Consider the following 22,936-nt stretch of genomic DNA (forward strand, 5'->3'; position numbering starts at 1 on the left):
CTCAAGCACGCCGATCATGCCCATGCTTGTGCTCAGCGTTATACCCGAGTCTTGCCGCCTCCCACGGGGTATGCATACAGTCAGTCACTTTCGTCTTGGCGCCCGTTTTGCGCGTCTTGCGGACTTGTGTATAACGATGAGAGCTCTGCGTGGAAACGCCTTTCGAGACCCTCCGCGTCCAGCTGCGTCACGCCATACATAACCGTTTAAAACTATTACCCTTTTCCCGCTGTCTCTGAACTATCGCCCTTCAGAGCATCTTCAACCGCATGAGCAGACCCAACGATTTCGCTCAGCGATGGTTTCGGGCCCGAGGCTGGAAGGCGTTCGCGTTTCAAAAGGAAGTCTGGGCAGCCGTGAAACAGGGCGAGTCCGGCCTGCTGCATGCCAGCACCGGCTCGGGCAAGACTTACGCGGTGTGGTTCGCAGCCCTTAACCGCTTCGCCACTACCAAAACCCCGCCCGAAGACAAACCCCGCAAGAAAAAGCCGCCCGCCGCGCCATTGAGCGTCATGTGGATCACGCCCATGCGCGCACTGGCTGCGGACACCGCACGTGCACTGGAAGCTCCGTTGGGCGAGCTGGACATCAACTGGTCTGTGGGTCTGCGCACCGGCGACACCAGCAGCAGCGAACGCGCCCGGCAAGGACGTCGTCTGCCATCGGCCCTGATCACCACGCCTGAAAGCCTGACCCTCCTGTTGACCCGCGCCGACGCCCAGCCGACGCTTTCCACGTTGCGCATGGTCGTCGTGGACGAGTGGCATGAGCTCATCGGCAACAAGCGCGGCGTTCAGCTGCAACTGGCGCTCGCCCGTTTGCGCCAATGGAATCCGCAACTGATCGTGTGGGGCATTTCGGCCACGCTCGGTAATCAGCAGCACGCGCAGGAGGTGTTGCTGGGCGAAGGCGGCGTCACGGTTCAAGGCAAGGTCGTCAAACAGCTGCAGGTCGATACGCTCCTGCCGCCGTCCATTGAACGTTTCCCGTGGGCCGGACACATGGGCCTGCGCATGCTGCCGCAGGTGGTTGCAGAGGTAGAGAAAAGCGCCAGTTGCCTGCTGTTCACTAACACTCGCGCACAGTCGGAAGTCTGGTATCAGGCGCTGCTCGAAGCACGCCCGGACTGGGCAGGACTGATCGCCCTGCATCACGGCTCACTGGCCCGCGAAGTACGTGACTGGGTAGAACGGGCATTGAAAGAAGGCTCGCTCAAGGCTGTGGTATGCACTTCCAGCCTGGACCTGGGTGTGGACTTCCTGCCCGTAGAGCGCGTGCTGCAGATCGGCTCCCCCAAAGGTGTTGCACGTCTGATGCAACGTGCCGGCCGCTCGGGGCACGCGCCTGGCCGCCCTTCGCGCGTCACGCTGGTGCCAACCCACAGCCTCGAACTGGTGGAAGCGGCCGCCGCCCATGACGCCGTAGCGGCGCGAATGATCGAGCCAAGAGAATCGCCTCACCAACCGTTGGATGTGCTGGTGCAGCATCTGGTCAGCGTGGCGCTGGGCGGAGGCTTTGTGCCGGATGAGTTGTTGGCGGAAGTGCGCACCGCCTGGGCGTACCGGGACCTGAGCGACGAGCAGTGGCAGTGGGCGCTGGCCTTCGTGCGCAATGGCGGCCACTCACTCACCGCCTATCCAGACTACCGCCGCGCCGAGCCGGACGAACACGGCATCTGGCGCGTGCCCGATGCGCGACTCGCACGTCGCCACCGAATGAGCGTCGGCACCATCGTCAGCGACGCCACAATCAACCTCAAGTACTGGAAGAAAGGTGGCGGCGGCGGTTCGCTTGGCAGCGTCGAAGAAGGCTTCATCGCCCGCCTCAAGCCCGGCGATGGCTTTCTGTTCGCAGGTCGGCTGCTGGAGCTGGTCAGGGTCGAGAACATGACCGCCTACGTAAAACGCGCCACCGGCAAGAAAGCCGCCGTGCCGCGCTGGAATGGCGGGCGTATGCCGCTGTCCAGCGAGCTGGCGGACGCTGTGGTGGAGAAATTCGACGCTGCCGCGCATGGCCGTTTCGAAAGTCCCGAGATGCAGGCCGTCAAACCACTGCTGGAAGTGCAGCGCCAGTGGTCCGGATTGCCGCAACGCGACACGCTGCTGGCCGAGACGCTCAAGTCCCGCGAGGGCTGGCATCTGTTTCTCTATCCGTTCGCCGGGCGCCATGTGCACCTGGGGCTGGCGAGCCTGCTGGCCTGGCGTCTGAGCCGACACCAGCCGCTGACGTTTTCGATAGCCGTCAATGATTACGGGCTGGAACTGCTGAGTGCCAGCGAGCTTGATTGGGCGCAGGTGCTCGATGACGATCTGTTTTCGGAAGTCGATCTGATGGCTGACATCATCGCCAGCCTCAACGCGGGCGAACTGGCGCTGAGACGCTTTCGGGAAATCGCTCGCATCTCGGGCCTGGTGTTTTCAGGCTATCCCGGCGCGGCCAAGAGCAACCGTCAATTGCAGGCCTCCAGCGGGCTGTTTTTCGAGGTCTTCAAACAGTACGACGCCGGCAACATGCTGCTGACTCAAGCGGAGCAGGAAGTGCTGCGCCAGGAGCTGGATCTGGTCCGGCTGGAAGAGACCCTGCGCCAGATCAACAGCCGCAGGCTCGATCTGCATACGATCAAGCGTGCCACCCCGCTGGCGTTTCCGTTGCTGGTGGAGCGCTTTCGCGAAAGCCTCAGCTCGGAAAAACTGGCCGACCGCATTGCTCGCATGGTGCGCGACCTCGAAAAAGCCGCAGGGCCGGAGCCTGAACGATGAAACCCTGCATGGCCATCACGCTGGCAGACGAGGAGTTATGGTTGCTGGCAGACAAGGCCATCTATTACCCGGCCGAACACGCCCTGCTGATCGCCGACGCCCACTTTGGCAAGGCAGCGGCCTACCGCAAACTGGGCCAGCCTGTGCCGCATGGCACGACCCAGGAGAACCTGCGACGTCTGGATCAATTACTGGATGAGTATCGCTGCGAACACCTGATCTTTCTTGGCGATTTTCTGCACGCTCCCGAATCCCACGCGCTGAGTACGCTCAGTACGCTGCACGAGTGGAGAGAACGCAGGTCAGGACTGAAGATCACCTTGATCCGCGGCAACCACGACAAGCGCGCTGGAGATCCGCCATCCAGCCTGAACATCGATGTAGTACCGGAACCGCTGCTGCTCGGCCCGTTCGCCTTGCAGCATGAACCGGACCCGCATGCGACTCATCACGTTCTGGCCGGGCACGTTCACCCGGTCTACCGGTTGCACGGACGAGGGCGACAGAGCCTGCGGCTGGCGTGTTTCTACTTGGGCGAGCGAATCAGTCTGCTGCCAGCGTTCGGGGAGTTCACGGGCGGATTCAATATTCAGCCAGCCATCGGCACGACCATTTATGTGATCGGCGACGGCGCGATCTGGCGTGTGGCCTGAGGCGAGTCAAATGGCTTGAAAACGAAAAACGCCCGCTGCCTGTCGAAAGGCAGCGGGCGTTCAGGAATCAGGCTACAGGCGCGGGTGGCGGCTCATCCGGCAAGGTAGGTTCACCGGGCTCCGCAGGTTGCGGGAACGGAGTATCAGGATCCGGTTGCCCCGGAACACCGCCTCCCACCATGTTCAGCTCTGTGTGAGCCATCAGAGACCAGGCCAGCAGGCCGATCTCGTTGAGTGGAGGAGATGTTTCCTGTTCAGAGGTTTTGAACGTTGTCTTCATAGGTCACTCCTGATCAATGGCCTTCGCCTACAACTGTAAACGAATGCATGTGAGGCAATAGAGTGCGAAAACGAACATTAATTCCATTCAGGGCCAGGAAACAACGGCAAAATCAGGTGCGTGGCAGTGTGACGCCACGCTGGCCCTGGTACTTGCCGCCACGGTCCTTGTAGGAAACCTCACACTCTTCGTCCGACTCCAGAAACAGCATCTGTGCCACGCCTTCGTTGGCGTAGATCTTCGCGGGCAACGTCGTGGTGTTGGAGAACTCCAGCGTCACGTGGCCTTCCCACTCAGGCTCGAGCGGCGTCACGTTGACGATAATCCCGCAGCGCGCGTAGGTGCTTTTTCCCAGACAGATGGTCAGGACGTTGCGCGGAATCCGGAAATATTCGACGGTGCGAGCCAGTGCGAACGAGTTGGGCGGAATGATGCAGACGTCACTCTTGATGTCGACAAAACTTTTTTCATCGAAGTTTTTCGGATCGACAGTGGCCGAATTGATGTTGGTGAAGACCTTGAATTCGTCGGCGCAACGCACATCGTAGCCGTAGCTCGACACACCAAAGGAGATCAGCCGGTTGGCACCTTCGCCACGCATCTGACGCTCGACGAAGGGCTCGATCATGCCGTGTTCCTGCGCCATGCGGCGAATCCACTTGTCCGATTTGATGCTCATGGCGATGTCCTGATTTGCGAGGTGAAAAAGATGTTGGGCATCTTACCGGGCCTGCGCCACGTGTTCAAAGGCAACATATGCATAGCTGGCGAGACCTGGGCCGCCGTTTCGAAGCGAATGGAAATAATCATCAATAGACCATTGGCACGTCCGACAAAAAGGGTTAAGGTGGCGTCACTGTGTTGCTTGTGTCACTGAGAATCTCTACACGATGTTGAATTTCGATCCAACCATCTCCATGAATTTTCCAGCTCTTTGCACTCAGTCTCGGCCAGGGCTCTTCCTACGCCGCAGTTAACTTTGTCCAAGGAGATATACTATGTCCAATCGCCAAACTGGTACCGTTAAGTGGTTCAACGATGAAAAAGGCTTCGGCTTCATCACTCCACAATCCGGTGACGACCTGTTCGTGCACTTCAAAGCTATCCAATCCGACGGCTTCAAAAGCCTGAAAGAAGGCCAACAGGTTTCTTTCATCGCTACCCGCGGTCAGAAAGGCATGCAAGCTGAAGAAGTTCAAGTTATCTAACTTGTACTGATTCGCTTAAAAACCCCGCCCTCAAAAGCGGGGTTTTTTATTGCCTGCGATTCGAGCAAAGGCTTGGCTGCCGACTTGAATGGGGCCGAACAGGCCGACCCACACTCTATATTTTCTTACCGATCAGTCGTCACTGACAGAGATCGTCGGCATCGCCGGACTGGCCGCTTCCTGCAAAACGATCCGCGCGCCGACATGGCGAGCCAATTCCTGATACACCATCGCAATCTGACTCTCCGGCTCGGCAATCGCTGTCGGCTTGCCGCCATCGGCCTGCTCGCGAATCAGCATTGACAACGGCAATGAGGCCAGCAACTCGACGTCGTACTGCGACGCCAGCTTCTCTCCCCCACCCTCACCGAACAGATGCTCGGCGTGTCCGCAATTCGAGCAGATGTGCACTGCCATGTTTTCCACGACACCCAACACCGGAATATTGACCTTGCGGAACATCTCGACGCCCTTACGCGCATCCAGCAAGGCAAGATCCTGCGGCGTGGTAACGATGACGGCGCCAGCCACCGGGACTTTCTGCGCCAGCGTCAGCTGGATGTCACCGGTACCTGGCGGCATGTCGATAATCAGATAATCCAGGTCATTCCAGGCAGTCTGGGTAACGAGTTGCAGCAAGGCGCCCGAAACCATCGGACCGCGCCACACCATCGGCGTGTTGTCGTCTGTGAGGAACGCCATCGACATGACTTCGATACCGTGCGCCTCGATCGGCACGAACCATTTCTGGTCCTTGATCTTCGGCCGCGTACCTTCGGGGATACCGAACATCACGCCTTGGCTCGGGCCATAGATGTCCGCATCGAGAATGCCCACCCGCGCACCTTCGCGAGACAGCGCCAGCGCCAGGTTGGCTGCCGTGGTGGATTTACCGACACCGCCCTTGCCCGAGGCAACAGCCACAATATTCTTCACATTGGCCAGACCCGGGATCTGACTCTGCGCCTTGTGGGCGCTGATCACGGTATCGATTTCGACTTTCGCTGCCGAAACCCCGTCGATATTCTCGATCGCGGTCTTCAACACATGCGCCCAGCCGTTCTTGAACAGGTCAGCGGCATAGCCCAGCTCAAGCCGCAGGGTGACGTGTGATCCGTCGATGTCGATGGCCCGCACGCAACCAGCGCTGAGCGGGTCCTGATTCAGATAAGGGTCGGTGTACTGGCGAAGAATCGTCTCCACCGTCGCGCGATTGACAGCGCTCATGGGCTCGCTCCGAAAAAAGACTGACTAAAACAGGCGGCTATCCTACCTGTTCTGTCGTGTGCCGACATGGTTTCGCTGCACATCCGGGCGCATTCCCACAGCGGCACGAGGTGAAAAAAATTGCTCAGACCTTTATAGTGGCCGACCTCCGTTCCAATTCAAGTAGCCGAGCCCAATGTCCGAGCCACGCAAGATTCTCGTTACCAGCGCCCTGCCCTATGCCAATGGTTCCATCCACCTTGGCCACATGCTCGAGTACATCCAGACCGACATGTGGGTGCGGTTCCAGAAGCACCGCGGCAACCAGTGCACCTATGTTTGCGCAGACGATGCCCACGGCTCGGCAATCATGCTGCGCGCCGAAAAGGAAGGCATCACGCCTGAACAGCTGATCGCCAACGTCAAGGCCCAGCACAGCGCCGACTTCGCCGACTTCCTGGTGGATTTCGACAACTTCCACTCGACGCACTCGGACGAAAACCGCGAGCTGTCGAGCATGATCTACACCCGTCTGCGCGATGCCGGGCATATCGCAACGCGCTCGATCACGCAGTACTTCGATCCTGAAAAGAAGATGTTCCTGGCCGACCGCTTCATCAAGGGCACCTGTCCGAAATGTGGCACCGAAGACCAGTACGGCGACAATTGCGAAAAGTGCGGCGCCACCTATGCGCCCACCGACCTGAAAGACCCGAAATCGGCGATTTCCGGCGCGACGCCCGTGCTCAAGGATTCCAAGCACTTCTTCTTCGACCTGCCCGCCTTCGACGCCATGCTCAAGGGCTGGACACGCAGCGGAACACTGCAGGACGCCGTCGCCAACAAGATCGCCGAATGGCTGGACAGTGGCCTGCAACAGTGGGACATCTCCCGCGATGCGCCGTACTTCGGTTTCGAGATTCCTGACGAGCCGGGCAAATACTTCTATGTCTGGCTGGACGCACCGATCGGCTACATGGCCAGCTTCAAGAACCTGTGCGCACGCCGTCCGGATCTGGACTTCGATGCCTATTGGGCCAAGGACGCGACTACCGAGTTGTACCATTTCATCGGCAAGGACATCGTCAATTTCCACGCCCTGTTCTGGCCCGCCATGCTGGAAGGCGCAGGGCTGCGCAAGCCGACCGCCATCAATGTCCATGGCTACCTGACCGTCAATGGTCAGAAGATGTCCAAATCCCGTGGCACATTCATCAAGGCACGCACCTACCTTGATCACCTGTCCCCTGAGTACCTGCGCTATTACTACGCCTCGAAACTGGGCCGTGGCGTAGATGACCTGGACCTCAACCTGGAAGACTTCATCCAGAAGGTCAATTCGGACCTGATCGGCAAGGTCGTGAACATCGCCAGCCGTTGTGCCGGCTTCATTCACAAGGGCAATGCCGGTGTCATGGTGTCTGCCAATGCCGCGCCGGAACTGACCGACGCCTTCCTGGCTGCCGCGCCGAGCATCGCTGATGCTTACGAAGCCCGCGATTTCGCCCGCGCCATGCGCGAAACCATGGCCCTGGCCGACCGCGCCAATGCCTACATTGCCGAAAAGGCGCCCTGGGCGCTGGCCAAGCAGGAAGGCAAGCAGGACGAAGTGCAGGCCGTCTGCGCATTGGGCATCAACCTGTTCCGCCAGCTGGTGATCTTCCTCAAACCGGTGCTGCCGAAGCTGGCGGCCGACGCCGAGGCGTTCCTCAACGTCGCACCGCTGACCTGGGATGATCACAAGACACTGCTGGTCGACCATCAGCTCAATCCGTTCTCGGCCCTGATGACCCGGATCGATCCGGTCAAGGTGGAAGCCATGACAGCTGCATCCAAGGAAGATCTGACTGCGAGCGCGACTGATACAGCGCCCCAGGGTAACGGCGAACTGGCCAAGGATCCTCTTTGCGCGGAAATCGATTTCGATGCATTCGCGGCAGTGGACCTTCGCGTCGCATTAATCCTCAAGGCCGAACACGTGGAAGGCGCGGACAAACTGCTGCGTCTGACACTCGATATCGGTGACGAGCAGCGCAATGTGTTCTCCGGCATCAAGAGCGCTTACCCGAACCCGAGCGAGCTGGAAGGTCGCCTGACCATGATGATCGCCAACCTCAAGCCCCGCAAAATGCGCTTCGGCATTTCGGAAGGCATGGTGATGGCGGCAGGTCCCGGCGGCGAAGAAATCTACCTGCTCAGCCCGGACAGCGGCGCCAAGCCCGGCCAGCGCATCAAGTAACACCCCGCAAAGCCCGGTATCCGCTGATCGTTTACGGATGCCGGGCTTTTGCATATCCGCAAGAATGATCTCCTGACCTCTACTCGCTACAGTCTGGTCCTATCGGCAATCGCATGAACCTGATCCAGCACATTGACGCCCTTCTTCCGCAGACACAGTGCGGCAAGTGCGGGCACCCCGGTTGCAAGCCTTATGCGCAGGGCATCGCCAGTGGCGAAGCAATCAATAAATGCCCACCCGGTGGTGATGAGACCATTGCTCAGCTGGCCAGCCTGCTGGCGGTTCCGGTTTTGCCGCTGGACACCGAACGCGGATCGGCACCTGCCCAGGTCGCCTTCATTCGCGAAGCCGAATGCATTGGCTGCACGAAATGCATTCAGGCCTGCCCGGTCGACGCGATTGTCGGAGCCGCCAAACTGATGCACACGGTGATCGTCGACGAGTGCACAGGCTGCGATTTGTGCGTGGCGCCCTGCCCTGTGGACTGCATCGATATGCATCCATTGCCTTTGGCGCAGATCATCCCCATGGATGTCATTCCGATTGTGGGCGACGTGACGCTTGATGCGCAGCAGCAACAGGCTCGTTTGCGCAAGCGCGATCACGCCCGTCAGCGATTCGAATCGCGCAATGCACGGTTGCAGCGCGAGCAGGAGCGGCGGCATGCAGAGCGCCTGGCGCGCTCGCAAAAGTCTGCGTCAGGTTCAGAGGCATCCTCAGCCGCAATGCTGCGGGTGCAGACGGCCAAAACGGGTACGGGCGATGAAGCACTCAAAAAGGCGCGAGCCGCCGTTGCCATGAGCCGTGCTCAATTGAATAAATCCTTCAAGGCGTTTGGTCACCCGCCTATCGCCGAACAAGCCGCACGCCTCGTGGTGCTGCAGCAGGAATATGAAGCCGCAGAGCGGACACTGGAAAAGCTTTTGTCGACACAGGATGTGGAACCGACCCGGCCAATCGCGAAGCTCGATGCAAGTGCAGTGACGCGTGCCAGGATCCAACAGGCGATGGCGCACGCGAACCTCAAGAAAGCGCAGGCGGCCGACGCTCTGCCAGAACAACTGGCAAGCCTGGAACAAGCCTTGACGCTGGCCGCTCAGGCGCTTGCGTCAGCAGAACAGGCACTCGCACGGTCTCAGGACCCATCAACCTGAAATAACAGCGATGCTCAGGTTTGGCAACTTGAGCAATACAGTGACACATTACCGCGCCGACACCCGTGCTTACCTCATGACCTGCCCCAAGGAAACGCTTCGCCCATGAATGCCGCAAAACGCCTCGAAATTTTCCGCAGGCTTCACGAGGACAACCCGGACCCCAAAACCGAGTTGGCCTACACCACGCCGTTCGAGTTGCTGATATCGGTGATTCTGTCGGCACAGGCAACCGACGTGAGCGTCAACAAGGCGACCGCCCGGCTGTACCCTGTCGCCAACACACCCGAGGCAATTCATGCACTCGGTGTCGATGGACTGTCCGAATACATCAAGACCATTGGTCTGTATAACAGCAAGGCCAAGAACGTCATCGAAACCTGCCGCCTGCTCATGGAACGGCACAACGGTGAAGTCCCCGAGACCCGCGAAGCCCTTGAAGCGCTGCCCGGTGTAGGACGCAAGACCGCGAACGTAGTGCTCAACACTGCATTCCGTCAGGTGGCGATGGCCGTAGACACCCACATCTTTCGGGTCAGCAACCGAACCGGCATCGCGCCCGGCAAGAACGTTGTAGAGGTCGAAAAGCAACTGATGAAGTTTGTGCCCAGGCATTACCTGCTGGATGCGCATCACTGGCTTATCCTGCACGGCCGCTACGTATGCCAGGCGCGCAAGCCCCGCTGCGGGAGTTGCCGCATTGAAGACCTTTGCGACTACAAATTCAAAACCTCTGACGATTGATCCAGATAGATTCCAGCGAGTGAATCGATTGAAAAAATCTTTTTTACCCGCCACAGCTTTGTCGATATAAGGAGCGCCAATAGAGCCGAAGCCTGGAGTCACTTCATGAGTACTGGCAAAGAGCAATTAGACGTCGAGGATGATTTCGTCGCTGTTGATGCGGACGAAGTCGAGCAGGTAGCCGTGGAGCCAGCAAAGACCAATTTGAGCAAACGGCGCACCATCGACAATCTTCTGGAAGAACGTCGCTTGCAAAAACAGTTGGCGGACTACGATTTCGATCTGTAGCGCTCTCAGCGGGCAAGGCAGCCCACCGGGTTTAACGTGATGGCGTGAAAGCCCCTCGCGAAGAGAGGCTTTATTTCCGTGAATTCCCGATAGATGTCAACGCTCGATGTCCGCCAGCATTATTGGCTGGATACCCGCCCTGCGCCACCTCATACCAGTCCATTCCGCTGCGCCAGTTCGATCAGATCGACAAGCGAGTGCGCATTGAGCTTGAGCAGCAGTCGAGTCTTGTAGGTACTCACAGTCTTGTTGCTCAGAAACATGCCATCGGCAATTTCCTTGTTGGTCTTGCCTCTCGCCAATTGCTGCAGAACCATCATTTCACGCCCGGACAGGCGATCAACCATTTCCGACTCACTGGCGTTGCCCATGCTGGATCGAACCGTGTGCAGTGCCTGGTTGGGAAAATAGCTGTAGCCCGACAACACCGCCTTGATGGCACTCAATAACTCGGTCAGATCCTGCTGCTTGCAGACATAGCCGGCGGCACCTGCCTGCATGCAACGCATGGAAAAGTGACCGGGAGCCTGTGACGTCAGGATCAGGACCTTGAATGGCAGGGTCATGGCAGACAGCCGAGCGATGACTTCGAGGCCGTCGAGTTTGGGGATACCTATGTCGAGGATGACAATATCAGGCAGATGCTCACGGGCCAGTTGCAGTGCGTCCACTCCATTGTCTGTCTCCGCAATGACCTCATAGCCATGACGCTCCATCAGCATGCGTACAGCAAGGCGAATGACAGGATGATCATCCACGATCAGCACTTTATTCATGGGCAGTCCAATTTTCGCTATTCGAATTTTCAGAGTCAGCACAATAGCTTAGTCGTTTAGTGCTTTGCATGGCGCTCCCCCCCGAGTACCAACACCCAAAGACCGTTCATACATTTACTGCGGAATATTCCTACAAAACTCGAGACGAACGAGCTCTTTCTTATCTTTTTCACAGAGCCTTCCTTATCGGAATTCGATAACAGTATGACTAGCCGGAGCAGCGGAATAGAGCACCTGCGTACCGGACAGGATGTATAGCGAACCCGACCGTTAATCGATTACTGACTGATTTGAGCGTCACTTCAATTAAAACCAATCCGTACGGGTCGCCGTAAGATGCCCCTGAACCAGCGCAGTGCCATCATCCAGGGGCAGATGCATTTCTCCTTAGATTTTTGTCTTCTGAAAACGCTTGCGCTTGCAACGTGCCGAACCCTTTTACGGCCGTCGATTTCAAGCATGACGATAGCATCTGTTCCCGGCTTCCGAGCCAGAGTGTCTTTCGGTTGAAAGCAGTGAGACTGGATGTAACAGAACACTACTCTTCGAACCCTGCTCCGCCAGGCCTACCCTCATCTCCAGGGCAATGTCCTGACTCTGTTGAAAATCACACAAAAAAATGATCTTTTTGTATATATATATGTTTAGAGGGAGAGCCTACATTAAATCCAGAAACGTCCTACACACTCCTACTACCTCTACCCAGGCCTCCCTGACCCGTCTCCTCTAACGTCACATGCCTTTACCGATAGCCGACAGTAAATCACATAAACAGATGCCATCGCCATTTCTTACAAAAACTTTAGTACTTCTCTTGCCTTTCACATCGAAAATGGCTCATTCGACAGAAAGCTAATACTATATTTTTGCTCAACGCCATAGCAAAAGCATCGAAGAGGAAAAATACTACAAAACTCACAGACGGCATCAGAACGCATGTAAGACACTGACTGAATGCCCAATTGGATTCATGTAAAGCGCCGCTTTTTCACTTGCAAATCTTATTACCAGTCGTTACTTTTTTAAGAGCAAACTCATTAAAAGGATGATGAAGCCCCTGCACTACTACTGCAGACGTCACACAATTCCTCATTAATGACACTTCACACTACATATATAAATTCCGTTTATTGAAAGTTGAAGACAACTGAGCGACATGGATAGGGCCTATCCGCAACATCAGCGCCTTGACGACACCCACACGCGTCTTGTAACTCGCTGAGTGCGGTCATGTGTATAACCATGTTCAAAAAGGATTTGCCATGAACAAGAAATTTTCACGAGCCACGTCAAAAGACCCGACCGGTCTCGACTTGATTTCGGCAGTGGAGGCATTCGTCGCCAACGGCGGTGTGATCGCGATAATACCTGACGATGAAACGGCAGACACCACGCGTGGCGTGAAGGCTGACAACAATCCCGTCGTAGAGACTGAAGCAGACGTCGTGTCCAAAGTGGCGCTGTTGAAAAGTCTGGTCGCCAAAGGTGCCGGGTTTTCTTCTCTTCAGTATTCACTCAGGATGAACAGGAAAGACATACGCAAGTTGGCCATTGATCATGGCGTTAAAATAAACTGCAGCCGCCCCGTCGAACACAGGGAACGTGAAAGGCGACATGAGGCAACAGACATTGACGACGTGGTAGCCGGTCATGTCATGCACTATTACAGCCTTGGCTATACCGTGTCCGAGATTGCGCACGTTCTTGATTTGAGTCTGCGCCAGGTCTTGAACATCGGTAAAGCGTATCGACTTGAATTGAGGCAGGAGCGAAACCCGGACATACCCTAGACGCCGCTGGCCACGCGACAGGCGCCCGCCCGCGGTGGATCGAAACGCCTTCATTGTCAGGAGTCCATCCACGCCATCATCCGGGTGATAGCGGACATAGACATTAACAATACATAGGTAACGCACCCGACGGGCCGAACCGAGTAGAAAATACTTAAAGTGCATCAATTTGAATGGCGCAAAAACCGATTGCTCATCCCCGAAAAGAAAGTGATTGCCATGATGCAATTATCCATTTGCGTACACCTCTTTTTACAGGAGACTGTCCATGCCCCACCTTGCCCGAATCATGAACCCTATCAGCATCATCGCATTGTTTGCCGGTCTATCGGAAGCCTCGGCTACTGCCGTACTGCCTTACCTGAATAATGAAGACCGACACGTTTATGTCTGGTTTTTGATTGTCTTTCCGTCGTCACTGGTTGTCATGTTCTTTCTGACCATCAACTTCAACCGCAAGGCGCTTTATCCTCCCTACCGCTCAGTCAATCCCGACTTCCCGATTGTTGGAGCGCTGTTCTGCAGGCGTTGTAACGAACCTGTCGGCACTGCGTGTACACCGTACAACCCCACTGATGACTTTGACAGACCGCACAGCGAATCGCAAAGGAGGCGAAACGGACACCGGACTTCAAACAGGTTTCGCATTGTCGGCAAGCTTGTTCAAGAAAGTCATATCTCGTCTGTCTGGAAACGGCGCCATTAACTGAACGGCTACACGTGACAGTGGGACCCATTCGTCAGGCACTGGAAGCGATTTCGATTTAACACTTATGAGGCATAGACCATGTCGGAATTAAAAGAGTATCGATACATCGAAAAACAGCTCGACCAGCAACTGCAAAAACTTGAGCGTTTCAGAAAAGACGGTCGACTGGCAGACGAATTGGCATTGGAAAGAAAGCTTTCCCTATTGCTTAATCGTTACAGCCTGAAGAAAAAGGAGTTGATCAACTTTTTGAGCTCACCTTATGTGCTTTCGAAAAGCTGCGGAGGCGAACAAAAAGCGGCCAATGGAAACAAAGGTGGGAAATCGCCCAAGACAGGAGAAACCAGGCATTGAACGCCTGCACCGACTGAAGGTTCGGTAGACATATCAGAATGCAGCCCTCGAAAGGGCTGCATTTTCAAGCGAGAGACCGCATCAGAACAGCTTGCGGCCTTTGTTTGCGGCGATACGCATCCGCAGGGCGTTGAGCTTGATGAAGCCTGCAGCGTCAGCCTGATCGTAGGCACCAGCGTCGTCTTCAAACGTCGCGATGTTGGCGTCGAACAGGGAATCGTCGGACTTGCGGCCGGTAACGATCACATTGCCCTTGTACAGCTTCAGGCGCACAACACCGTTCACGTGAGCCTGGGACGCATCGATCATCTGTTGCAGCATCAGACGCTCAGGGCTCCACCAGTAGCCGGTGTAGATCAGGCTGGCGTACTTGGCCATCAGCTCATCCTTGAGGTGAGCGACTTCGCGGTCCAGGGTGATCGACTCGATCGCACGGTGGGCGCGCAACATGATGGTGCCGCCAGGCGTCTCGTAGCAGCCACGGGACTTCATGCCCACGTAACGGTTTTCCACGATGTCCAGACGACCGATACCATTTTCGCCGCCGATGCGGTTCAGGGTGGCCAGTACGGTCGCCGGGGTCATTTCAACGCCGTCCAGCGCGACGATGTCGCCGTTGCGGTAGGTCAGTTCCAGATAGGTCGCGACGTTCGGCGCGTCCTCTGGAGACTTGGTCCAACGCCACATGTCTTCTTCGTGCTCGGTCCAGGTGTCCTCCAGCACGCCACCTTCATAGGAGATGTGCAGCAGGTTGGCGTCCATGGAGTACGGGGACTTTTTCTTGCCGTGACGCTCGATTGGAATGCCATGCTTCTCGGCATAGTCCATCAGTTTCTCGCGCGACAGAAGATCCCATTCACGCCATGGAGCGATCACTTTCACGCCTGGCTTGAGTGCATAGGCACCCAGTTCGAAACGCACCTGGTCGTTGCCTTTGCCGGTTGCGCCGTGGGAAATGGCGTCAGCGCCGGTTTCGTTGGCGATCTCGATCAGACGCTTGGCGATCAGCGGACGGGCGATGGAAGTACCCAGCAGGTACTCGCCTTCATAGACGGTGTTGGCACGGAACATCGGGAACACGAAGTCGCGAACGAATTCTTCGCGCAGGTCGTCGATGTAGATTTCCTTGACGCCCATGGCCTGCGCCTTGGCGCGTGCAGGCTCAACTTCCTCGCCCTGACCCAGGTCAGCGGTGAAAGTCACCACTTCGCAGTTGTACGTGTCCTGCAGCCACTTGAGGATTACCGAAGTATCCAGACCACCGGAATACGCGAGAACTACCTTGTTTACGTCCGCCATGCCATCACTCCACCGCGTTGTACGGAAAACCGACGATTCTACCGTTCAAAGCAGGAAATTTACAGGGGCGCGACAGCTTCTGACGACGAGGCGACAGGTTTTGTCAGCCTCGCGACAGAAAGGAGAGGTCTCTCAGGAGGTATGCGCAGCGCTCGCCGACGCCACTGGAACCGGCCGTTCTTCAGGCGCTACGCGTTCAAGGTGCACGTTCACACGACGGTTACGGGCGCGGTTGGCATTGTTGGTGTTGGGGGCGAGTGGATACCGCTCGCCATGAAAGCGCAGAGTGATCTGCTGCTCTGGAATGCCCTGGGCTTTCAGGTAATCCATGACCGCCAGTGCGCGACGACGTGACAGGTCGCGGTTGGTCAGGCGATTGCCGCTGTTGTCAGAATGCCCGTCCAGTTCGACGTGGTTGACCGTCGGGTCTGCCTTCAGATAGGCAACCATGTTGTCCAGCCGGGCTTTCGCGGCAGCGTCCAGTTCGATCCCGCCACCGGGAAAGCCGACTTCGGCCTGTTTGACCTGATCGAAATTCATCGGCAGCAGCTTGGCAGTGCAGGCCTGATATTCAGTGAAGGCCTTGCTGAACTTGACCGGCAGCAGACGCACCTCCATCTGTCCGCCGTCACGGGAATAATGACGAATCAACGGCGTGCGCCCTTCCATCAGGCCGTTGATCAGACGTCCGGCCTGAGCGTGAGAGGTGTTGAACGGTATTTCGCCATTGCTGACGCGCACCGACCCTAGATTGATATCGCCACGGCCTGGCTGCCACGGTGCCGCAGCGGCCAACAGCGTGGCGGAACCGTTACCCAGCATATTGTAGGAAGCCTTGAGCCGGAATGTGGCCTGCTCACCCGCGCGGCGCACGAACTCACCCACACCGAAGTCGGTGATGGGTTGAGTCAGACGGCACTCGAACTGATCGCCTTCGACTTTCCATTCGATGCTTTCCAGACGCGTCTGGAAATTGACAGCCATCGCTGGAAGGCTGGCGAACACGCTGAGCAGGGCTAGATATCGCTGGCGCACGGGAGGCTCCACTTGAAATGATCGCGAAACGAAATACGGTTTCTATGTCGGGCTATCGGTAACTTCCTACAAAACTTGATAGCGAGTGCCTGAGAGAGTCTTTTCCGGTAGCATTCCCTGCGAGTTTGACCCGCCTGGAATCCCCAATGTCTGACCGCCTGACCCTTCTGCGTCCCGACGACTGGCACATCCATCTCCGTGACGGAGCTGTTTTGCCCCATACCGTCGCTGACGTAGCGCGCACCTTTGGCCGCGCAATCATCATGCCCAACCTCGTGCCGCCCGTTCGCAATGCGCAGCAGGCCGATGCCTATCGTCAGCGCATTCTCGCTGCACGCCCGGCCGGCAGCCGCTTCGAGCCGTTGATGGTGCTTTACCTCACCGACCAGACAACGCCCGAAGACATTCGCACGGCCAAGGCCAGCGGTTTCGTCCACGCCGCCAAGCTGTATCCGGCCGGCGCCACGACCAACTCCGATTCGGGCGTGACCAGCATCGACAGGATCTTCCCTGCCCTTGAAGCCATGGCCGAAGTCGGCATGCTGCTGCTGGTGCACGGCGAGGTCACACGTGGCGAGATCGACGTATTCGATCGCGAAAAAGTCTTTATCGACGAGCACCTGCGTCGCGTCGTCGAGCGTTTCCCGGCACTGAAAGTGGTGTTCGAACACATCACCACTGGCGAGGCCGTGCAGTTCGTCAACGAAGCATCGGCCAATGTTGCGGCGACCATCACCGCGCATCACCTGCTTTATAACCGCAATCACATGCTGGTCGGTGGCATTCGCCCGCACTTCTATTGCCTGCCGATCCTCAAGCGCAACACTCACCAGACGTCCCTGCTGGATGCTGCCACCAGTGGCAACGGCAAGTTCTTTCTGGGCACCGATTCCGCTCCGCATGCGCAACACGCCAAGGAAGCGGCATGTGGCTGCGCCGGTTGCTACACCGCTTACGCCGCTATCGAAATGTACGCAGAAGCCTTCGAGCAACGTAACGCGCTGGACAAACTGGAGGGCTTCGCCAGCCTTCACGGTCCGGCGTTCTACGGCCTGCCTGCCAACCAGGACACCATCACGCTGGTGCGTGAAGAGTGGACCGCCCCTGCCAGCCTGCCGTTTGGCGAGTTGTCCGTAATACCGCTGCGTGCAGGTGAAAAACTGCACTGGCGCCTGGAGGAAAACGCGTGAGTGAAGATCATTTCGACGACGAACCGGAAGGTCATGGTGGTGGCGGTGTTGGATCGCGTCACCCGATGGCGGCCCGCTTTCGCGGCTACCTGCCGGTCGTCATCGACGTAGAAACCGGCGGCTTCAATTCGGCCACCGATGCGCTGCTGGAAATTGCGGCAGTCACCATCGGCATGGATGAAAGAGGATTCGTGTTCCCGGAGCACACTCATTTCTTCCGCGTAGAGCCCTTCGAAGGCGCCAACATCGAAGCAGCTGCGCTGGAGTTCACCGGCATCAAGCTTGATCACCCGTTGCGCATGGCAGTCAGCGAAGAAACCGCCCTGAACGATATCTTCCGCGGCGTGCGCAAGGCCCTCAAGGCCAACGGCTGCAAGCGCGCGGTGCTGGTCGGCCACAACGCCAGCTTCGATCTGGGCTTCCTCAACGCAGCCGTCGCGCGCCTGGACATGAAACGCAATCCGTTTCACCCGTTCTCAAGCTTCGATACGGCAACGCTTGCGGGCCTGGCCTACGGTCAGACCGTGCTGGCCAAAGCCTGTCAGGCTGCCGGTATCGACTTCGACGGCCGCGAAGCTCACTCGGCCCGCTACGACACGGAAAAGACGGCAGAGCTGTTCTGCGGCATCGTCAACCGCTGGAAGGAAATGGGCGGCTGGGAAGACTTCGACGACTGAGTCACCCCGCTTATGAACAGACCGGCCCAGTGCCGGTTTTTTCATGCCTGTCGTGCAGAAAAACAGGCGATAAGCTTCCGGGATTTACCACTCATCGCCCTACCTGAATCGAACCTAAAACAGTTTTGACAAGCATTCTCATTACCATTAAGCTCCGGACCACCCAGCCATAAACCAGCGATGGTCCATAGCTTATGTATGTTTGTCTCTGCCAAGGTGTTACTGACGGTCAAATCCGGGAAGCAATTCTGGAGGGCTGCTGCAGTTATCGCGAAGTTCGCGAGACGCTGGGTGTTGCAAGTAAGTGTGGGAAATGTGCCTGCCTGGCGAAGGAAGTGGTGCGTGACACCCTGACCGAGCTTCAAAGCAGCCACGCTGCCCTGGCCTATACGACAGAATTTACTGCGGCCTGATTACCCTATTTCAAAGAACCGGACTCGATGTCCGGTTTTTTTATGCCTGTAATTCAATCGCTTAGCGTCAAGATGCGGAACTCAAACATTCTTATTCCTATTTAAATTCACTTATTATTCAATAACTTAGGTTTGACAGACATTCGCGTGCAGCTCACACTCGCGGCTTATATACACAAGCCATCGGCAGGACCACGAACATGAAAGGCGACATTACAGTCATCCAGCATCTCAACAAGATCCTCGGTAACGAGCTGGTCGCCATCAACCAGTACTTTCTGCATGCACGCATGTATGAAGACTGGGGTCTGAAAAAGCTCGGTGCGCATGAGTATCACGAGTCCATCGACGCGATGAAGCATGCTGACAAGGTCATCAAGCGCATCCTGTTTCTGGAAGGCCTGCCTAACCTGCAGGACCTGGGCAAGATCCTGATCGGCGAGCACACCAAGGAAATGCTGGAGTGTGACCTCAAGATCGAACAGAAAGGCCTGGCTGATCTGAAAGCCGCCATCGCTCACTTTGAAACCGTTGGCGACTTTGGCAGCCGTGAGCTGCTGGAAGACATCCTCGAGCCCAAGGAAGAGCACATCGACTGGCTGGAAACCCAGCTGGGTCTGATCGACAAAGTGGGTATCGAAAATTACCTGCAGTCGCAGATGGGCGACTGATACGTCGATCCGCTGATACGAAAAAAGCCCGCCTCCATTGGAGAGCGGGCTTTTTCTTGTCTGTAGAACGGCTTGATGAACCGGCGCGTAGTGCTACCGATCCATCAAATCACCGTCTTACTCGGCCTTGGCGGCCGACGCAGTCTTGACCAGCTCTTGAAGCGAGCCGTCAGCCATCATCTCGGTGATGATGTCGCTGCCGCCAACCAGTTCACCGGCAACCCACAGTTGTGGGAAGGTCGGCCAGTTGGCGTACTTGGGCAGATTGGCGCGGATTTCGGGGTTCTGCAGGATGTCGACGTAAGCGAATTTTTCGCCGCACGCCATCAACGCCTGGGAAGCCTTGGCCGAAAAGCCGCACTGTGGCGCGTTTGGAGCGCCTTTCATGTAAAGCAGAATGGTGTTGTTGGCAATCTGCTCTTTGATCGTTTCGATGATATCCATGAAGCACCTCGGCTGAATTTTCCGACTCAGTTGTCGGCACGGTGGCGCATTGTAACGGAATCCCGAGTCAGACGCTCTGTCTTGAACCTCAACACGCAGCGACCTGCACCGGTACGCCATTCAGCGCCGCGTTGCCGGAAAGCACATCCAGCTGACGCTCGTCAGTCAGGTCATTGGCGCTGACACCGGGCTGATTCCGCGCAATTTCCATGCGCACACCGGCACGTGCGTGGCCCCAGCCGTGAGGCAGGCTGACCACACCGGGCATCATGTCCAGACTGCCCACGACCTCAACCTCGATCATGCCGACCCGCGAGCTGACGCGCACCTGCTGCCCGTCGTTCAGACCTCGACGGCTCAAGTCGTCGGGATGCATCAGTAACTGATGACGCGGCTTGCCCTTCACCAACCGATGATAATTGTGCATCCAGGAATTGTTGCTGCGCACGTGGCGACGTCCGATCAACAACAATTGGTCCGGCTGCGGCACGGGGGCGGCTCTGAAGCGGGCCAGGTCGGCCATGATGACGTCGGGCGCTGCCTGAACATGGCCGTTGGCGGTCTTCAGGCGCTCGCTGAGGTTCGGTTGCAGCGCTCCCAGATCAAGACCGTGGGGATGATTGTCCAGCGTCGCCAGCGAAAGCTTGTGAACTGATGCATCGCCATAACGCCCGCTGCGCAGGCCATGATCGATCATCTGCGCGGGCGGCAGGGTCGGCTTCAGGTCTTTCTGCGTCCTGGCGGCAAATGCCCTGGCCAGGCCGACGAAGATTTCCCAGTCATGCAGTGCGCCTTCGGGCTTGTCGAAGATCGCTCGATTGAAGCGGGTGACGTTGCGCACCGCGAGAGTATTGAAGGTCGTGTCGTAGTGGTCATTCTCCAGCGCGGAGGTGGACGGCAGAATCAGATCGGCATAGCGAGTGGTTTCATTGATATACAGGTCGATGCTGACCATGAACTCCAGCCCTTCAAGGGCTCTTTCAAGCTGGCGCCCGTTCGGCGTCGACAACACCGGGTTGCCTGCAACCGTCACCAGCGCACGCACCCGCCCCTCCCCTTCATGCAGCATCTCCTCGGCCAGCGCCGAGACCGGCAGCTCGCCGCCGTATTCAGGCAGACCGGACACGCGGCTCTGCCAGCGATTGAAATGGCCACCCGACGTAGAGCCCACGATGTCCACCGCAGGCTGGGTGCAGAGCACGCCACCGACGCGGTCAAGGTTGCCGGTCACCAGATTGATGAGCTGCACCAGCCAATGGCACAGGGTCCCGAATGCCTGGGTCGAAACACCCATGCGTCCGTAGCAGACAGCTGTCTCGGCGGCTGCGAAATCCCTGGCCAGCTGACGGATCTGTTGCGCGTCGATGCCACAGCGCAGACTCATGGCCTCGGCACTGAAATCGGAAATGGCCTCCCGCACCTGATCGAGTCCATCGACAGGCAAATGGCTGTCACGGGTCAGACCTTCTTCGAACAGCGTATGAAGCAACCCGAACAGCAATCCAGCGTCGCCGCCGGGGCGCACGAACAGGTGCTGATCGGCAATGGCGGCGGTCTCGCTGCGTCGCGGGTCGACAACCACAACCTTTCCGCCGCGCTTCTGTATGGCCTTCAACCGTTTTTCAACGTCGGGGACGGTCATGATGCTGCCATTCGAAGCCAGCGGATTGCCGCCCAGGATCAGCATGAAATCGGTGTGATCGATGTCCGGAATCGGCAGCAGCATGCCGTGGCCGTACATCAGAAAACTGGTCAGGTGATGGGGCAACTGGTCCACAGACGTTGCGGAAAAGCGATTGCGCGTCTTGAGCAGACCGAGAAAGTAATTGCTGTGGGTCATCAACCCATAGTTATGAACGCTAGGGTTGCCCTGATAGACCGCCACGGCATTCTGACCATCGCGTTGCTGGATGGCTGCCAGTCGCTCGGCTACCAGCTCGAACGCGTCCTGCCAGGCAATCGGCTGCCATTGATCACCTGAACGCAGCATGGGCTGGCGCAGACGATCAGGGTCATTCTGGATGTCTTGCAGCGCAACGGCCTTGGGGCAAATGTGGCCGCGGCTGAAGCTGTCGAGCGGATCACCCTTGATCGAAGTGATTCTGCGCGTCGCGTCAGGCTCAAGCGTGGTTTCGATAGTCAGGCCGCAAATGGCCTCACACAGATGACAGGCACGGTGGTGTTCGGTCCGGGTCATCGCAGCCTCATAGTGGTGTCGTGGCAATCCGATCGATTGCGGAACAATCACTATGGTGCGTGTAGACGGCCTTCGCCACTCGGCTTCGCATCATGAATCAGGGGCCATCAGGCCGACGGATGCTTCGTCGGTCAACCGCCGATCGGTGTGACAACCTTGCGCTGCAGCTGGATTTCGGTCACGGTTTCGATCTGTTCCTGGGCCAGGTGCACGCCGGTCAGGTCGCCGATCAGACGCCAGTGCTCATCGAGCCCCGAGCTGATGGTCGCCATGCGATCGATCATGCGGCGTCCGGCGGTGCGCGTGACTTCGTCTTCGCTACGCAACAGTTCAAAGGACATGGAGGTCATGGATGCGGTGAGGTGGGTCAAGGTACGGGCAGTCAGCCCGAGCAATTCCGTTAGTTGACGCTCTTTAGAATCCATTCCCGATCTCCCAATCAATGATGATACCAACGAGGCTTTATAACCTACGGCCGTTGTTTAGGAAACGGTCATTATTCAAGGCGCGTGAAGCACGTCGCATTCGCTGCCGGACTGTTGCAGGATTGGTACTAATTGCCAATCCCGCTTTGGGCAGTGTACAAATGCTGCCTTTGGACAGCGAAGCGATGGCTAAAGGCCTGCTCCAGAGTAGTCCGTTTTCAGCGCGATGCAGGATTTAATATAAAGCCTGAAGCACGGCACCCCGATTCACACCGCTATCCAAAATAAAGCATGCTATTGGTAAGACGCGACATTTTTTTATACTATCGCGCCTCTCTTATTCGTCGCCTCGCGCGGCTTTCGCCGCAGTGTTCGCCCGTTTTCTCGATAAAACCCGGCTTTGAAACACTGCGGTCTGTTGCAAA

At 57.3% G+C, this 22,936-nt stretch carries 23 protein-coding genes; 14 read left to right on the forward strand and 9 right to left on the reverse strand.

Features of this window, described 5'->3' with window-relative positions; genetic code table 11:
* Positions 1-269: 269 nt before the first annotated feature.
* A complete protein-coding gene (locus QRN20_RS16805) occupies positions 270-2,759 on the forward strand; it encodes a ligase-associated DNA damage response DEXH box helicase (RefSeq protein ID WP_122429711.1) in 2,490 nt (829 codons plus the stop codon).
* Positions 2,756-3,412 (forward strand): ligase-associated DNA damage response endonuclease PdeM, encoded by a 657-nt coding sequence (pdeM, locus tag QRN20_RS16810; protein WP_122429710.1) that lies wholly within the window; start codon positions 2,756-2,758, stop codon positions 3,410-3,412. The genes QRN20_RS16805 and pdeM overlap by 4 nt, the downstream gene beginning before the upstream one ends.
* A 67-nt stretch (positions 3,413-3,479) precedes the next feature.
* Here the strand turns inward: pdeM and QRN20_RS16815 are convergent, their stop codons facing one another.
* Together QRN20_RS16815 and dcd are read right to left on the reverse strand one after the other, a co-directional pair.
* Positions 3,480-3,692, reverse strand: a complete 213-nt coding sequence (locus QRN20_RS16815; RefSeq protein WP_029243717.1) for a hypothetical protein — start codon at positions 3,690-3,692, stop codon at positions 3,480-3,482.
* Positions 3,693-3,804: 112 nt separating this feature from the next.
* Entirely contained in the window at positions 3,805-4,371 is a 567-nt protein-coding gene (gene dcd, locus QRN20_RS16820; protein WP_004881882.1) for a dCTP deaminase, read from the reverse strand.
* A 319-nt stretch (positions 4,372-4,690) separates the two neighbouring features.
* Here dcd and QRN20_RS16825 point away from each other — a divergent pair, with 319 nt between their 5' ends.
* Positions 4,691-4,900 carry a cold-shock protein gene (locus QRN20_RS16825; protein ID WP_002554837.1) on the forward strand — a complete coding sequence of 70 codons (210 nt, stop codon included), beginning with the start codon at positions 4,691-4,693 and terminating at the stop codon, positions 4,898-4,900.
* A 132-nt stretch (positions 4,901-5,032) separates the two neighbouring features.
* Here the strand turns inward: QRN20_RS16825 and apbC are convergent, their stop codons facing one another.
* The gene (gene apbC / locus QRN20_RS16830) at positions 5,033-6,127 is read right to left on the reverse strand and encodes an iron-sulfur cluster carrier protein ApbC (protein ID WP_043306223.1); all 1,095 of its coding nucleotides are present in this window, start codon (positions 6,125-6,127) and stop codon (positions 5,033-5,035) included.
* A gap of 175 nt (positions 6,128-6,302) precedes the next feature.
* On the opposite strand from apbC, the gene metG reads away from it, so the two are divergent.
* From metG to QRN20_RS16850, 4 genes are all read left to right on the forward strand, one after another.
* The gene (gene metG, locus QRN20_RS16835; RefSeq protein WP_122429709.1) at positions 6,303-8,345 is read left to right on the forward strand and encodes a methionine--tRNA ligase; all 2,043 of its coding nucleotides are present in this window, start codon (positions 6,303-6,305) and stop codon (positions 8,343-8,345) included.
* Between the two features lie 113 nt (positions 8,346-8,458).
* Complete coding sequence (gene rsxB / locus QRN20_RS16840) at positions 8,459-9,499, forward strand: electron transport complex subunit RsxB (RefSeq protein ID WP_122429708.1); 1,041 nt, start codon at positions 8,459-8,461, stop codon at positions 9,497-9,499.
* Positions 9,500-9,604: 105 nt separating this feature from the next.
* Positions 9,605-10,243, forward strand: a complete 639-nt coding sequence (nth, locus tag QRN20_RS16845) for an endonuclease III (protein WP_029244606.1) — start codon at positions 9,605-9,607, stop codon at positions 10,241-10,243.
* Positions 10,244-10,348: 105 nt separating this feature from the next.
* Entirely contained in the window at positions 10,349-10,531 is a 183-nt protein-coding gene (locus QRN20_RS16850; RefSeq protein ID WP_004881877.1) for a PA3496 family putative envelope integrity protein, read from the forward strand.
* Between the two features lie 149 nt (positions 10,532-10,680).
* Here QRN20_RS16850 and QRN20_RS16855 read toward each other — a convergent pair whose 3' ends face one another.
* Positions 10,681-11,307: a response regulator transcription factor gene (locus tag QRN20_RS16855; RefSeq protein ID WP_004881876.1), complete on the reverse strand. Its 627-nt coding sequence runs from the start codon at positions 11,305-11,307 to the stop codon at positions 10,681-10,683.
* A 1,262-nt stretch (positions 11,308-12,569) separates the two neighbouring features.
* Here QRN20_RS16855 and QRN20_RS16860 point away from each other — a divergent pair.
* From QRN20_RS16860 to QRN20_RS16870, 3 genes are all read left to right on the forward strand, one after another.
* A complete protein-coding gene (locus tag QRN20_RS16860) occupies positions 12,570-13,097 on the forward strand; it encodes a hypothetical protein (protein ID WP_029244607.1) in 528 nt (175 codons plus the stop codon).
* Between the two features lie 268 nt (positions 13,098-13,365).
* Entirely contained in the window at positions 13,366-13,803 is a 438-nt protein-coding gene (locus tag QRN20_RS16865; protein ID WP_058431776.1) for a hypothetical protein, read from the forward strand.
* A gap of 81 nt (positions 13,804-13,884) precedes the next feature.
* Entirely contained in the window at positions 13,885-14,160 is a 276-nt protein-coding gene (locus QRN20_RS16870; RefSeq protein WP_057409518.1) for a hypothetical protein, read from the forward strand.
* Positions 14,161-14,241: 81 nt separating this feature from the next.
* On the opposite strand, the gene QRN20_RS16875 is transcribed toward QRN20_RS16870, so the two are convergent.
* Positions 14,242-15,459 carry an argininosuccinate synthase gene (locus QRN20_RS16875; RefSeq protein ID WP_004881872.1) on the reverse strand — a complete coding sequence of 406 codons (1,218 nt, stop codon included), beginning with the start codon at positions 15,457-15,459 and terminating at the stop codon, positions 14,242-14,244.
* Positions 15,460-15,591: 132 nt separating this feature from the next.
* Entirely contained in the window at positions 15,592-16,494 is a 903-nt protein-coding gene (locus QRN20_RS16880; RefSeq protein ID WP_285360829.1) for an OmpA family protein, read from the reverse strand.
* A gap of 146 nt (positions 16,495-16,640) precedes the next feature.
* Between QRN20_RS16880 and pyrC the strand changes: the two genes are divergently transcribed.
* The 4 genes from pyrC (at position 16,641) to bfr (ending at position 19,445) form a co-directional block, all read left to right on the forward strand.
* Positions 16,641-17,684: a dihydroorotase gene (gene pyrC / locus QRN20_RS16885; RefSeq protein WP_004881870.1), complete on the forward strand. Its 1,044-nt coding sequence runs from the start codon at positions 16,641-16,643 to the stop codon at positions 17,682-17,684.
* Positions 17,681-18,361, forward strand: a complete 681-nt coding sequence (rnt, locus tag QRN20_RS16890) for a ribonuclease T (protein WP_004881869.1) — start codon at positions 17,681-17,683, stop codon at positions 18,359-18,361. Before pyrC ends, rnt begins: the two co-directional genes overlap by 4 nt.
* Positions 18,362-18,555: 194 nt before the next feature.
* A complete protein-coding gene (locus QRN20_RS16895) occupies positions 18,556-18,774 on the forward strand; it encodes a bacterioferritin-associated ferredoxin (RefSeq protein ID WP_004881868.1) in 219 nt (72 codons plus the stop codon).
* A gap of 200 nt (positions 18,775-18,974) precedes the next feature.
* Complete coding sequence (gene bfr / locus QRN20_RS16900) at positions 18,975-19,445, forward strand: bacterioferritin (RefSeq protein WP_004881867.1); 471 nt, start codon at positions 18,975-18,977, stop codon at positions 19,443-19,445.
* Positions 19,446-19,562: 117 nt separating this feature from the next.
* Here bfr and grxD read toward each other — a convergent pair whose 3' ends face one another.
* From grxD to plzR, 3 genes are all read right to left on the reverse strand, one after another.
* Positions 19,563-19,889, reverse strand: coding sequence for a Grx4 family monothiol glutaredoxin (grxD, locus tag QRN20_RS16905; RefSeq protein WP_004881866.1), 327 nt, complete (start codon positions 19,887-19,889; stop codon positions 19,563-19,565).
* A gap of 88 nt (positions 19,890-19,977) precedes the next feature.
* The gene (locus QRN20_RS16910) at positions 19,978-22,086 is read right to left on the reverse strand and encodes a molybdopterin oxidoreductase family protein (RefSeq protein WP_029244611.1); all 2,109 of its coding nucleotides are present in this window, start codon (positions 22,084-22,086) and stop codon (positions 19,978-19,980) included.
* Between the two features lie 131 nt (positions 22,087-22,217).
* Positions 22,218-22,511 (reverse strand): PlzR type 4 pili assembly inhibitor, encoded by a 294-nt coding sequence (plzR, locus tag QRN20_RS16915; RefSeq protein WP_025993861.1) that lies wholly within the window; start codon positions 22,509-22,511, stop codon positions 22,218-22,220.
* Positions 22,512-22,936: the final 425 nt, after the last annotated feature.

It is taken from the genome of Pseudomonas sp. fls2-241-TYG-175, assembly GCF_030209155.1.
In the GTDB taxonomy this organism is placed as follows: Bacteria; Pseudomonadota; Gammaproteobacteria; order Pseudomonadales; family Pseudomonadaceae; genus Aquipseudomonas; species Aquipseudomonas viridiflava.